Source organism: Sorangium sp. So ce204 (assembly GCF_051526795.1).
Lineage (GTDB): Bacteria > Myxococcota_A > Polyangia > Polyangiales > Polyangiaceae > Sorangium > Sorangium cellulosum_B.
Map to the genome: position 1 here is coordinate 7956980 of NZ_CP150317.1, position 13876 is coordinate 7970855.

Annotated in this window: 8 protein-coding genes; 2 read left to right on the forward strand and 6 right to left on the reverse strand. The window is 72.2% G+C overall.

All coding sequences use genetic code 11. The annotated features are described in order from the left end of the window. Positions 1–40: 40 nt before the first annotated feature. The 3 genes from WMF22_RS29575 to WMF22_RS29585 form a co-directional block, all read right to left on the reverse strand. On the reverse strand, positions 41–1753 hold the full coding sequence (locus WMF22_RS29575; protein WP_438031949.1) for a DUF1592 domain-containing protein: 1713 nt from the start codon (positions 1751–1753) through the stop codon (positions 41–43). Positions 1754–1949: 196 nt separating this feature from the next. Further along, complete coding sequence (locus WMF22_RS29580; protein WP_438031950.1) at positions 1950–3647, reverse strand: DUF1592 domain-containing protein; 1698 nt, start codon at positions 3645–3647, stop codon at positions 1950–1952. Positions 3648–3730: 83 nt separating this feature from the next. After that, positions 3731–4954: a hypothetical protein gene (locus tag WMF22_RS29585; protein ID WP_438031951.1), complete on the reverse strand. Its 1224-nt coding sequence runs from the start codon at positions 4952–4954 to the stop codon at positions 3731–3733. 318 nt (positions 4955–5272) lie between these two features. Between WMF22_RS29585 and WMF22_RS29590 the strand changes: the two genes are divergently transcribed. Further along, positions 5273–7129, forward strand: a complete 1857-nt coding sequence (locus WMF22_RS29590; protein WP_438031952.1) for a vWA domain-containing protein — start codon at positions 5273–5275, stop codon at positions 7127–7129. 159 nt (positions 7130–7288) lie between these two features. Here WMF22_RS29590 and WMF22_RS29595 read toward each other — a convergent pair whose 3' ends face one another. Next, positions 7289–8227 carry a LysR family transcriptional regulator gene (locus WMF22_RS29595; protein ID WP_438031953.1) on the reverse strand — a complete coding sequence of 313 codons (939 nt, stop codon included), beginning with the start codon at positions 8225–8227 and terminating at the stop codon, positions 7289–7291. 172 nt (positions 8228–8399) lie between these two features. On the opposite strand from WMF22_RS29595, the gene WMF22_RS29600 reads away from it, so the two are divergent. Then, positions 8400–8843: a DoxX family protein gene (locus tag WMF22_RS29600; protein ID WP_437293365.1), complete on the forward strand. Its 444-nt coding sequence runs from the start codon at positions 8400–8402 to the stop codon at positions 8841–8843. Between the two features lie 40 nt (positions 8844–8883). On the opposite strand, the gene WMF22_RS29605 is transcribed toward WMF22_RS29600, so the two are convergent. Both WMF22_RS29605 and WMF22_RS29610 read right to left on the reverse strand, forming a co-directional pair. Next, positions 8884–11316 carry a substrate-binding domain-containing protein gene (locus tag WMF22_RS29605; RefSeq protein WP_438031954.1) on the reverse strand — a complete coding sequence of 811 codons (2433 nt, stop codon included), beginning with the start codon at positions 11314–11316 and terminating at the stop codon, positions 8884–8886. A gap of 175 nt (positions 11317–11491) precedes the next feature. After that, on the reverse strand, positions 11492–13069 hold the full coding sequence (locus WMF22_RS29610; RefSeq protein WP_438031955.1) for a hypothetical protein: 1578 nt from the start codon (positions 13067–13069) through the stop codon (positions 11492–11494). Positions 13070–13876: the final 807 nt, after the last annotated feature.

The window sequence follows — 13876 nt, forward strand, 5'->3', positions numbered from 1 at the left end:
AGGCGAGCGAACAGACGCCTCGTCCTGTCGTATTCCCGCCTCAGTTCCCGGTGACGCGCAGGCGGAAAGAGTCCGTCTGGGTGAGATCGGCGAGCAGATCGAGGATTGTATAGCCGTCGACGAGCAGGTTGAGGCGGAGCCCGTCAACGTCACACTGGTCGCTCCCGTTCGGCTCCCGTCCAGTGGCAAAGGCGACCCACCGCCTGGCATAATGGCGCATGACGGCCGGATCGGCGGCGAGCTCGTTCATCAGCTCGATGGGCGACGTGATCGTCTTGACGTTGCCGACGTCAAAGGTGACGTCAGCGGTCCCGTCGATGGCGCCGCCGAGCGGATCGGTGGTCTGCACCTTGCCGACGGCGTCGTACCTCTCGAGCACGAAGCCCGGCGGGTTGATGTACGTGCCGTGGCATCCGGCGCACCCCGCCGCGGAGGTCATGGACTCGATGGCCTCACGCTCCGTGGAGAACGGCCCCGGAGGCCGCGGCACCTCGCTCGCGGCGGGCACGGGTGCCAGGTCGATCCCGAGCAGCCTGTTGACGACGAACGCGCCCCGAAGGATCGGGCTCGTGGCGTCATAACGCGAGTAGGAGCTCAAGAACCCGACGCGGGTCAAGAACCCGGGCCGCTCGTTCGGATCGAGCTCCACCCGCGCCAGCTCCGCGCCGAAATTCGCTGGATCGAGCCCATAGAGCGCCGCTGTGTCCTGATTGACGTAACCGACGTTGCTCAGGAAGAGGTCCTTGAACGCCCCCCCCTCGAACACCACCCCCTCGAAGAGGGCGTCCATCTCTGCCATCATCGGCGCCACCACGTCCGGGGAGTAGTCGGGGAAGCGGGTCGTGTCGTGTTCTACCGCTCCCCAGCGCGACCCCGGGCGAATGTCCGCATAAGCACGATGGAACCGGGCCACGAGCGGCGCCGTCTTTTCGCGGTCCTGGATCATCCGCTGCGCCTGCGCCAGGATCTGCTCCTTGGTGGCGAGCTGGCCAGCGTCGGCCGCGGCGTCCAGGATGTCATCTGGAATGGAGTCCCACAGCAGGACCGAGAGCCTCGTCGCCACCTCGTGGCTGGAGAGCTTGATCGCGCTTCCTTCGGGCTCCTGCGCCAGCTCGGGGCGCATGATGAACGAGGGCGAAGCGAGGAAGGTGAAGAGGATGGCCTCGGCGATCTCTTCGGGCGTGCCCTGGGGCTCCACCGCGGTGAGCCGCAGGAAGCTCTGCACCTCGTCTTCGAGCAGAGGACGGCGGAAAGCCTTGCGACCAAAGGCGCTGATCGTCTCTTCCAGGCACCCGGACGCCGCCGGATTGCAGGCGAGGAACCTGGGCTTGTTCGGCCCGCCCATCACCTCGGCGGCGATCTGCTCGGCGGCCGCGAGATAGCCGTTCCATGCGGGCTCTGTCATGTCTCCGTCGAAGTCGGGGACGAGGAGCGCGGACGGCGGGAGGTTGCCGGCGCTCGCCAGCGCCGTCACGCCGAGCAGATCCCGCACCACCGCGTCGTACTGCCGGTTGAGCAGGCGCGGGATCTGCGACGTCACCGGGATGCCGGGCACGCAGTACTCCCCCCCTCCGACGCCCGATCCCCCCCCGACGCCGGCGGTGGTGCCGCTGCCGCCGCCGCTGCCGCTGCCGCCGCCGCTCTGATCGTCGCGGTCGGTGCCCTTGCCCAGGATCGTGATCCCGCACCCAGGGGCGACGAGCGAGAGCGCCGCGAAGCAGCAGAGCGAGAATACGGCGCGCCAGAGCCTCATGACAAAGCCTCCCGGCGTACAATTCCCAGGGAGCTTCCCCGCGATCACAATTGCGTCGCGCATGTCGGCGCGGCGCCCGCTTCGATGCGGCCAGCGTGAGGTCTGCCGGGGCGCGCTTCGAGGGAGCGCCGCGTCACGCCGAGCGCCGCGCCGCGCCGCTCCGCCACGAGCGCTGCGCTGCGCCCCGCCGCCGGCCTCAGTTTCCGCGGACGCGCAGACGGAACGAATCTGTCTGGGTAAGATCGGCGAGCAGGTCGAGAATGGTGTAACCGTCGGCAGACAGCTTGGCGTCGAGCTCATCGACGTCGCAGAAGTCGTTCGGGTTCGGCTGCCGCCCGGTGGCGAAGGTGACCCACCGCTCGGCATAGTGGTGCTTGGCCGCCCGAGCAGCGGCGAGCTCGTTCATCAGCTCGAGCGGTGTCTCGATCGTCTCGGTGATGTCCATGCCGAAGCGGACGTCGGCGGTTCCATCGATGGGGCCGCCGAGCGGATCGGTGGTCTGCACCTTGCCGACGGCGTCGTACCGCTCGAGCACGAAGCCCGGCGGATTGATGTAAGGGACGTGGCACGCGGCGCACGCCGCCGGAGAGGTCAGCGCCTCGACGCGCTGGCGTTGCGTTGTGTATTCGCCCGGAGGGGGCACCGGCTCCGCGAGAGGCGGGGGCACCAGGCTGATCCCGAGCAGCCTCGAGATGAACGCGCCCCGGAGGATCGGGCTCGTGGCGGCGTAGGACGAGTAGGAGCTCAAGAACCCGACGCGGGTCAAGAACCCAGGCCGCTCGGCCGGGTCGAGCTCCACCCGCGTCAGCTCCGCGCCGAAATTCGCTGGATCGAGCCCATAGAGCGCCGCGGTGTCCTCGTTGACGAACGCGACGTTGCTCAGGAAGAGGTCCTCGAACGAACCCCCTTCGAACGCCACCTCCTCGAAGAGGGCGTCGATCTCCGCCATCATGGGAGCGACCGCGTCCGGGGAATAGTCGGGGTACAGGGTCGTGTCGTGATCGTGGATTCCCCAGTGCGAGCTCTGGCGAATCTCCGCGTAATCGCGATGGAAGGCGACAACGACCGGCGCCGTCTTCTCGCGGATCCGGATCATCCGCTGCGCCTGCGCCAGGATCTGCTCCCTGGTGGCGAGCTGGCCAGCGTCGGCCGCGGCGTTCAGGATGTCATCTGGAACGGAGTCCCAGAGCAGGAACGAGAGCCTCGCCGCCACTTCGTAGCTGGAGAGCTTGACGGCGCTTCCCTCCGGCTCCTCCGCCAGCTCGGGGCGCAGGATGAACGAGGGCGAGGCGAGGAAGGTGAAGAGGATGGCCTCGGCGATCTCGTCGGGCGTGCCCTGGGGCTCCACCGCGGTGAGCCGCAGGAAGCTCTGCACCTCTTCTTCGAGCAGAGGACGGCGGAAGGCCTTGCGACCGAAGTCGATGATCGTCTCTTCGAGGCACCCGGACGCCGCCGGATCGCAGCTGACGAACCTGGACCTGTTCGGCCCGGCGATCACCTCGGCGGCGATCTGCTCGGCGACCGCGAGGTAGGCGTTCCATGCGACACCCGTCATGTCCCCCTCGAAGTCGGGGGCGAGCAGCGTCGACGGCGGGCCGTTGCCGGCGCTCGCCAGCGCGGTCACGCCGAGCAGATCCCGCACCGCCGCGTCGTACTCCCGGTTGAGCAGGCGCGGGATCTGGGACGTCGCCGGGACGCCGGGGACACAGGGATCCCCCCCGCCGCTGCCTGGGCCCTCCCCGACGCTGACCGTGGTGCCGTGGTCAGCGCCGCCGCCGCCGTCTCCACCGCTGCCGCCGGTGTCGTCACCCACGATCGTGATCTCGCAGCCAGCGACGATGAGCGAGAGCACCGCGAAGAAGCCGAGTGAAGGTACGGCTTTCAAAGGTCTCATGGCAAAGCCTCCCGCCGTAGCAATCTCCGAATCTCTCCCCCGGGATCACAATTTCGCCGCGCGTCGCTCCCTGCGGCCGGCGATCAGAGCGAGAGGCCGGCGCCGACGCGGAGCGTCCACGTGACAGCGGGCACCTCGTGGATGAGCTGCGCGGGGTGCTCGAACATGAACGATCGCCGCACCAGCGGAAATTCCGGTCCACCTTGCGCGTCGATCCGCACGAGGGAGCCGAGCGTGGCGGTCACGCGCGCGAGGAGCCCGAGGCTGGCCCAGGGGACGGTGCCCTCGTCCACGTCGGAGATCGCCTCGCCGACCAGCCCGGTGCCGTGAAGGAAGCCGCCCTCCGCGCCCACGCAGGGCCCGAGCGAGAGCCGGCGTGTCGGGCGGAAGAGATCCGCGCAGGCGTCGACCCGGCCGATCCCGCGCAGGAAGAGGGCGCCGCCCGGCCCGGCGTCGACCGCGCCGGTGGCGGCCACCTCGGCGGCGACGCGGAACGCCGCGCCGAGGCCCAGATCGGCGCGCAGCTCGACGAAGGGCCCCCCGCCGAGCAGCGCCTCGGGGGCGACCCCGGAGGCCGCGCTCCCCTGGAGGCCGAGCGTCCACGGGCGCTCCACGGGCCGTCGCGGCCGCGGAGGGTGCGAGGCCCCCGCGACCGGCGACGGCGGGCGGATCGGCAAGGGGCGCGCGGCCGGCGCCGGTGGGGCCGGCGCGGCAGCGGGCGGCTGCGGCGAGGTCCCCGCGCCCGGCGCTGCGCCGCCAGGGACGCCAGCCCCGGCGGATTGCGCGGCCCCGGCCGGCTGCGCAGGAGCGGCGGGATCCGCGGCGGGCGGCGGGGCCGCGACGGGATCCTCGGCCGGCGCTGGCGCCCCGCCGGCCCCCCGGGCCTCGCCAGCCTCCGGCGCCTCGGACGAGGGCAACCCGACGGCCGGCGGTTGCGGATCGAGAGACGCGGTGGGGTCGACCCGGAGGGCCGTGATGAGCGCCAGGGCCGCGACGACCTCGCCGCACGTCGAGCCGTCGACCTCGCGGACGCGCGCGTCCTCGCCTTTGCCGAGCGTGATCCGGCCGCGGCTCCTGCCCGCGCTCGAGGTGATGCGCACGCGCACGTCGAGCGCCGCTTCGTCCGCCGCGGCGGCGCGGGCGAGGTCCGTGCGCGCGGTCACCTCGCGCAGGAACGCCCCGGCGCCGGGACAGCCGTCGTGCGCCTCGTACGCGATGCGCAGGCGCTGGACCTCCGCCCAGGCGTCACCCCCGGTCAGGGCGCCGGCGAGCACGACGACGGCTGCGAGCCAGCGCGGGTGGAGCACGGCACTCTCGAACGCACGCACGGCGCGGAGGGTACACCGAGCCATCGTCCGCGGCGGCATTGCGGTCATCGCCGTGCGCTTCTCGGGCTCGATCCAGGGCCATTCGCCCCCTCCGCGCGGCCCAGAGCCGTGAGGGCGCTCGGCGCACTCCCATCGCCGGCGCGCCGCGGACGCGCCCCATCGCACATTGGCACACCTCGAGACGATTCAGGCCAACATGAGCCGAACACCGTGGCGCAAACGAGGCATCCATCCGCGGAACAATTGATGATTTCCCTGGCACCGCCCGTGCGAGAGCGCCGGCCCGTGGAGGTGTTCATGGCACAGTTTCAGCGTACAGCGCTCGCTCTCATCATCCCCGCCTCGTTGTCGATCGCCTGCTCCTCGTCGAGCGACGCGCCGCCGCACGAGCCGCTCCAGCTGGGCGAGGCGCCGGCGGCGATCTGCGGCGGCGGCGCGACCCGCGAGGGGGACGGCTCCGGCCGCGACCCGGTGGCGGGCGTGGGCGCGAGCACGGGCACGGGCGCGAGCGCGGGCGTGGGCTCGAGCGGCGGCTCCACGGACCCCAACGCAGAGCCGCCCGCGGGTGAAGGAGGCGCCGCGGGCAGCGGGGGTTCCGGAGACGCCAGCGGTGGCTCCGGGGGCGGATGCGCCGAAGGCGGGGCCGGCGGCGGTGGCGGCGACGGCGCCGGCGGGTGCGGCGACGAGGGCGGCAGCGGCTCGGCCGGCAGCGGCTCGGCCGGCGGCGGCAGCGGCTCGGCCGGCGGCGCGGCGACCGGCGGCAGCACAACGGCGGGCGGCGGGGCCGGCAGCTCGCGGGACGCCGGGCCCCGGCTCGCGCCGCAGGCCAGCGGCGGCTCGTGCGCGGGGGTCAACCTCTCCACGCCGCTCACGCTGTACCTCTCGTCCGACGACTCCAACTCGATGGCATCTCCGGTTATCGTCCGCCGCCAGATCGAGCGCGGCGCGCCGCTGATCGACCCCTATGTCATCCGCACACACGAGTTCCTCAATTACTACCGGTACTCGTTCGCCCCGGCCGAGCCGGGAGAGCTCTCGATCGTATCGCAGCTCGGCTCCTGCGTGCTCACGGGCGATCTGGCGCTCCAGATCGCGGTGCAGTCGAGCCGGGCGCCCGCCGCGCGCGAGCCCATGACGATCACGCTCGTGCTCGACACGTCGGGATCGATGTCGGGAGAGCCGATCGAGCTCGAGAGGGCGGCCGTCCGGGCCATCGCGTCGACGCTCATCGCGGGCGACGTCGTGAACGCGGTCACCTGGAATACGGGGCAGAGCCCCGTGCTCGAAGGCCACGTCGTCTCGGGCCCCGACGACCCCGTGCTGCTCGGGGTCGCGAGCGCGATCGAGGCCGACGGAGGCACCGACCTGTACAGCGGCCTCGCCGCGGGGTACGCGCTCGCCAACGCGCACAGGACCGCGGGCGGCATCAACCGCGTCGTGCTGATCAGCGATGGACAGGCCAACGTCGGGGTGACCGAGGAGGAGCTCATCGGAGAGAACGCCGAGGACGCGGACGGAGAGGGCGTCTACCTCGTCGGCGTCGGCGTCGGCGACGGCGTGAACGACACGCTCATGGACGTGGTCACCGACGCCGGCCGCGGCGCGTATGTCTACCTCGACAGCGCCGACGAGGCGAGGCGCGTCTTCGTCGACCGGTTCGCCGAGACGGTCCTCGTCGCCGCGCGCGACGTGAGGATCGAGCTGACGCTCCCGCCGTACTTCGGCATCCAGAAGTTCTATGGAGAGGAGTACTCGCCCGATCCGGCCAAGGTGCGCACGCAGCACCTCGCCCCGAGCGACTCGATGATGCTGTATCAGATCCTCCGCCCGTGCGACCCGTCGCTGCCGAGCGCGAACGACCCGTATCGGGTCCGCGTCACCTGGCGCGACGCGACGACCGGCGAGGCCAGGGAGGCCGTGCAGCAAACCACGCTCGGAGGGCTCGGGATCGACGACGGCAACCTCACGAAGGCGGCGGCGATCATCGCGTATGCCGAGGCCCTCAGGCAGCTCGTCGAGCTCGGCCCCTTCGAACGCGCGAGCGCGCTCTCGGCCGCCCGGGAGGCCGTCCTCGCCGCGAACACGACCGGCGCCGACGCCGATCTCCTCGAGATCGCCGCGACCCTTCAGAAGATGATCGACAACCAGCCCTAGAGCGGTCTTCAGCTGAGCCTAGTACGAGCGTCCCAGAGCGGCGGTCACCCGCACAGGAGACGGGCCCAGATCGGCGTTTTCGGCGCGGAAGCGCACTCTGGTGCGCTGAGCACCGAAAACGCCGAGGTGGGCCCGTATCCGAAGCGGGTGCCCGCCGCTCTAACAGGCGAGGCGCTTCACCCAGGCAAGGACGAAGTCGCGGAACACCGCCACGTTCCGCGGCACGTGCCGCGCGCTCGGATAGACGAGGTACAGCGTCCCTGCGCGCTGCGACCACTCCGGCAGCACGTGGACGAGGCGGCCGCTCGCCAGCTCGGGCGCGGCGAGGACGCGCGGGAGCGGCCCGATACCGCCCCCCGCCCGGAGCACCGAGCGGATGAGCTGGAAATCGTCGGTCGCGATGCGCCCGGTCGCCATCGCGTCGCGCACCGAGCGGGGGCCGTCGACGGGCTGCTGGCCGCGCCGGCTGTTGGGGAGGAACACCACCCGCTCGTGGTCGGCGAGCTCCTCGAACGCGCGGGGCAGGCCGCGGCGCGCGAGGTACGCCGGCGCAGCGAAGAGCTGCACGTAGGAGTCGAGCAGCTTGCGCACGACGAGCGAGGAGTCCGGGAGCTCGCCCGTCGCCCGGAGCGCCACGTCGAAGCCCTCGCGCAAGAGGTCCACCCGGCGCGTGGACATGTCGACCTCGAGCGACAGCAGCGGGTAACGCGCCCCGAACTCGACGAGCATCTCTCCGAGGAAAGACTCCCCACCATCCGGGGGAGCGCTCAGCCGTATCGTGCCCTGGGGCTGCCCTTGATAGGCGTCCAGCGCCTGCGCCGCGTCGCGGAGACCGGCGATGTGCGGCGCCACGTCGCCGAAGAAGCGACGGCCCGCCTCGGTCAGCGCCACGGCGCGCGGCGACCGCTGGAGGAGGCGCACCTGGAGGCCGTCCTCCAGCCGCGTCACAGCGCGGCTCACCGTCGACTTCGGGACGCCGAGCTGCTCCGCCGCGGCGGTGAACGAGCCCAGCTCCGCCACCCTGGCGAACGCGGCGATCTCATCGAGCTGGGGCGCCCGGGCAGGGCGCGCTCGCGCTGCCGCGCTGGGGCTGGGCATGGTAGGACCTCACGAGGGGTAAACGGCGCCGATCGGGGGCTCTCGCCAGGTTGCGCCAGCGCAACGTTGTGTTGAGCCGTTGCACGATAGCACCGGGCGCCGCGAGGGCGCATCTGGAAAGGCGTGGGCGCTCCGATTCGGGAGAGCCCGCCACACCTCAGCGAGGCTCATCATGAACAACGTCAAGCGTTTCGCCCCCACCGCCGCCCGCGTCCTGCAAGGGCTCGTGTTCTTCGTGTTCGGGCTCAACGGCTTCTTGCAGTTCCTGCCGCAGCCCCCGGCCCCGGAGGCCGCGGCCAGCTTCGCGGGCGCGCTCGCGGCGACGGGGTACATGTTCCCGCTCATCAAGGGGACCGAGGTCGTCGCAGGCGCGCTGTTGCTCTCGAACCGCTACGTGCCCCTCGCGCTCGCGCTCCTCGCGCCCATCGTCGTGAACATCGTCGCCTTCCACACCTTCCTCGCGCCGGCGAACCCGGTCACATGGCTCGTCCTCGCCCTCGAGCTCTACCTCGCCTTCGCGTACCGGGCCGCGTTCCGCCCGATGCTCGCCGCGCGCGTCGACGCGAGCGCCGGCGCGGAGCAGAGCAAGCTCCGGCCTGTCGAGAGCGCGGCCTGAGCCGCCCCGTTCGCGCCGACCCGATCGGCGGCCGTCGCCGTCAGCGCTGATACAGGATGCGGCCGCCGGTCTTTCTCAGGGCGTACCGGAAGCCGCGCGCCAGGTCGACGTGCGTGACCATCGCGCCGACGTCCAGGCCCTGGGCGACCATCATCTGCGCCGCCCCCGCGGTCACGCCGACGAGCACCGCCTCCGCGCCGAGCAGCGCCGCCGCCTGCGCCGCCCGGACGAGCTGGTTCGCCGCCGTGGCGTCGACCACCGCCATCCCCGTCACGTCGATCAGCACCACCTGCGCGTCGTGCTCGTGGATCTCCTTCAGCAGCGACGCGATGAAGCGGCCCGAGCGCTGGGCATCCATCGTGCCCACCACGGGCATGACCAGGATTCCATCGGCGATCGGCACCACGGGGCTCGACAGCTCATGGATCGTCCGGAGCATCGACTCCTGGAGCTGGTTGGCCCGCTCCAGCGCGACGCTCCGCTCGGAGATCCGGCTGAACAGCCGGGCGTTCTCGAGGGCCACGGCCGCGGTGCCGGCCACGCGCTCGAGGAACGGCACGTCGTCGCTCCCGCAGGCGTCCTCACGCTCGCTGCTCAGGACGAGGACGCCGACCACGCTGCCCCGCGCCCGCAGCGGCACCCCGACGAGCGTCCGCGCGCCGGCGTGCCCGCGGAGGAGCGAGGCGTCCTCGCGCCCGTCGTGCCCGGCCGGATCGATCACGAGCGGGCGGCCTCCGTCGAGCACCCGGCCGACCAGCGAGCGCGGCGAGAAGGACACGCGCTCCTCGACGACCGGCTCCCTGCGCGCCGCCACGCCGATCAACAGCACCTCGATCGGTCGGCCGGCGGCGTCGCCCTCGACGCGCCGGCTCGCGACGCGGCGGGCCGCGTCGAGCGCGAGGTGATCGCTGAGCATCGTGGACCACGGCGTGTGCTCGAGGGTGACGCAATCGACGCCTGTGTGGATGATGCGCGAGGCCGGCAGCTCCGCGAGCGTCGGCTCGACGCCCCGGGTGATCATCCGGTGGACGATCTCGGCGGCGCGGTACCCCATGTCGTACTCGCGCTGCACGATCGTCGCGTGGATCGCGCCCCGGCGGAGCAGCGCGACCGTCGCGGAGAAGAGATCGAACGCGACGATCTTGAGCTCCCCGCCCCTGCCGATCTCCCTCGCGGCGCGGCCCCATGCCGGCCCGCCGCCGACCGCCACCCCGAAGGCGCCGGCGATGTCCGGCCGCCGCTGGAGGGCCGCCCGCGCGAGCTCCGTCCCGAGCTCCTGATCGTGCTCGCTGTCCTCGTGGGGGGGCAGCACGGTGAACTCGGCCCCTTCCATCGCCGCGCAAAACCCCTCGATGCGCTCGCGCGTGTTGATCGCGTCCTTCGTGGGCCGCTGCGGCGCCACGACCCCGCCGCGCGGCAGCAGCCGCCGCATCACCTCGCCCGCCAGCCTGCCCGCCGCCACGTTGTCCGTGCCGATATAGAGCGGGGCCCGGCTGCCCGGGACCGGCGGCGTGTCGACGACGATCACCGGGATCCCCGCCTCCGCCGCGCGCCGGAACCCCTCCTCCGCCTCCTCGGGGGCGCCCGGAGCGATGATGATGCCGTCCACACCCCGCCGGATGCCGTCCTCGAGGATCTCGCCCTGGCCTCCCGGGCCGCCCGGGGGCCCGAGGCGGAAATCCACGGAGATGCCGAGGCCGCGCGCGGCGTCGACCGCGCCGTCGCGCAGGGTGTGGAAGTACGTCATGGGGGCCGACCGCCCGGCCCGGAACACGCGGGCGTCCAGCGCGCCCGAAGCGGCCGCGGCGCCCTCTCCGCCGCCGGCGTCCTCGACGAGCCACAGCTCCACCGAGGCCCATTGCTGGTCGATCTGCACGCCCTTGATGCCGTGGGCGAGCGTGTCCAGCAGGTGGTCCGGCTCCACCGTGGTGCCCACCGCGTTCAGCACCTGCTCGAGAAGGCGAATCTCCTGCGCCAACCTCGCCTTCTCGTCATAGAGCCTGCGCCGCTCCAGCGCGGCCCCGGCGGCGTCCAGGAAGACCTCGAGCATCGCGCGACGCTCGCCCTGCGGAGGCTCGAGGGTCGCCTGCTCCAGCGCGAGGTAGCCCGCCGGCGTTCCCCGGACGACGACGGGCGCGACGAGCACCCCCGCGCCCGCGGGCACCGCGCCCTCTGCCGCGATCGCGAGAGGCAGGTGCTCTTCATACCACGCATGTGCACCGACAACGCACATCCCGCTCGCCGCCTCGGGCGCCGCGCGCGGGGCGCGCGGGCCGCTCGCGGTGGCGAGGCCCGCGTCGGTCGGGAGGTTCACCCCCTGCCGAGCGAACGCGTCGAACCCTTCGAGCGCCCTGTAGACGAGGCGGTGCCCTTCGCAGAGGAGCAGGCTGCCGCGCGGCGCGCGCGGCGCGATCGCCATGGCCCGTCGCACGATCTGCTGCAATGTCGCGAAGAGATCCACTCCATGGCGCATACGGGTCCCGCTCGATCCGCCGTCACGACGCGCGACGCGGTGCCCAGAAGGCGCGATGAGCCACAGTTCTGTCAAGGTCGATTTGCCCATCTCCCCCGGTGTGTGGGCCGGCTCGCGGCCCGCCGTCGACGGCCGAGGTCGCCAGGGAGGGGGCGAGTCGCCCGCGCGGCGCGCGCTACTCGCAGGGCAGGATGCGCAGCACCCGGATCGAGGTGTTCGAGCTGCCGGGCGCGGCGAACGCCACGCTCCCGTCGGGAAACGCGACGAAGTCCTGGTAACGATTGCCGAGCACGTCGACCTCGAGCGGCTCGCCCTCGGCCTCGCCGGTGGCGCGATCGCGCGTCTGGAGGAACAGCGCGCGCGCCGCGTCGTTGCGGGCGATATCGCCGGCCCTCGTCGTGGTCTCCCAGGCCGCGAGCATGCGGGAGCGGCCGTAGGCGGCCAGGTGCGGAGCGCGGTGGTTCATGCCCGCGTCGCTGGCGATCGTGAGGTCCTTGTCCGGGGCGCCGTCGGTGAAGTGGAGCAGCCGGACCTCCGCGAGCCCGTTCGCGCCCGCCGGCTGGCCCGAGCGGATATTGCTCGTCGTGAGCCAGTAGCCGCCGCCGGCCGCCGTGACGAGGTTCCCAAGGTTCGAGTAGGCGAGATCGACCGGATAGATGGTCTTGTAATCCGGCGCGAACGCGATGCGGTTGTTGTTGTCGGTCTTGCACACCGTCACGAACTTCCGGGCGCTGTCGTCCCAGAGGATGCGCTCGTAACCGCTGTGGCTGCAGCCCCAGTCGAAGCCGTCCCTCTGCAGCGCGCCGTTCGCGTCGACGACCTTCATGCGATCGCCCTGGTGGATGTTGATGCACCCGCCTTGCGAGACGCTGATCGCGGCGCCGAAATAGCCCGCGTAGCGCGAGCCGTCGAAGGCGATGCGGCCGTGGTGCGCGTACCACCAGATCATGTACACCGCGGGCCCGGTGGGGCCGGTCGAGTAGGGCGGCAGCGCGGCGCTCGAGCTCGTGAGCTTCGTCGCCCAGGTGGCGCGCTCGCCGTCGAAGCGGACCATGTACATGTCGTGACAGGCGATCGGAGGGGACGGCGGCGTACCGCACAGGTTCGAGGGCGCGCCGCAATTCAGCGTCCCGCCGCCCTCCGCATCGCGGGTGAGCAGCAGCACGCCGCCGCTGTCATCCGCGTAGAGGTCGGCGAAGTCGTTCGCCGGCAAGCCGAACGAGCGCCCCACGGCCTTGTCATCGGCGTCGAGCTCGAGCACGTGGACCTGTCCGTCGTCGCTCATCCATGCCAGGCGCGACCCGCCGGACGGTATCGGCGAGATGACGAGCGGCTTCAGCGCGGCCTCATCCTCGTTGTTGATCACGCGGCCCCCGACGTCGACCTGGGTGATGCGAATGCGGTCGCGGGTGACGCCGCACGCGCCTGGGCCCGGATCCCCGCCCGCCCCGCCGCCGCTCGCGCTCGACGCCCCGCCGCCGCTCGCGCTCGACGCCCCGCCGCCGCTCGCGCTCGACGCCTCTCCGCTGCTCGCGCTCGACGCCCCGCCGCCGCTCGCGCTCGACGCCTCTCCGCTGCTCGCGCTCGACGCCCCGCCGCCGCTCGCGCTCGACGCCTCTCCGCTGCTCGCGCTCGACGCCCCGCCGCCGCTCCCGCTCGATGCGCCTCCGCCACTGCTCGACACCTTGCCGCCCGACTCGCCAGCGCAGCCCGGGGGCAAGGCAATAAGAACCAAAGACCAGATGACTCGCATGGTTCGTCTCGACATCTCGCCACGTTACCCCCGCAGGCCCCCGGTGAGGGGCCCGGCGGCTCGGCAAGGCCTCCTGCGCCACCCGAGGCGCCCCTGGGCAACGCGCTTGCGGCGCCGACCGTCGCTCGCGATCCGCCGCGATGGCCGCAGTCTCGCCCGCTCCAGACCACCGACCGCCCCCCGTCACGCCGGTCCTGGCGAGCGTTGACACGCACACGCTGACCTGGTAGGTGAGCGAAGCGTCCGTGCGAACGCGGCTGGCTGCAAGCCACGCGGGTGAGTCCTTGCCTCGCGAAGCGACGGACGCGCAGGGCTCGGCCCCTCTCGGGCACCGCCCACGTCGACGTTCCGCCGCCAGACGCTTGAATGCCATGTCGCTGTAAGATGCCGCCGCCGTGGACCGGCTTGCTCAACACGGCCGGCGTCGCAGGGAGCGGCAGCACGAGCGCCTTGGCGGATCCAGCGAGGGCAGCGCAGGCAACCTCGGTGAGGTCTCGCGGCTCGCCCCTGCGGGGAGGTTGACGCGGCACAGCTAGCCAGAGTCGACGGTGCGAGGCGCCGGAGGCCCACCCTAGCCTCCGACCCGGCACCATGTTATTGCTAGCCCGCCGATTCCGCCACGCGCGCAACTGATGCGCGCCGGTGGTTCTGACTTGAGGAGCGCCGGAGCCACAACAAACGCAACATGCCTGGAAGCCCAGCGCGGGCGTGGAGACGCCGCCTCCACCCTGGCCTGGAGACCAGAGCCCTGGGGCAACCCCCGCGGACACCGTTGTCGAAAGCGCCCTCTGAACTAAGGCACACGCA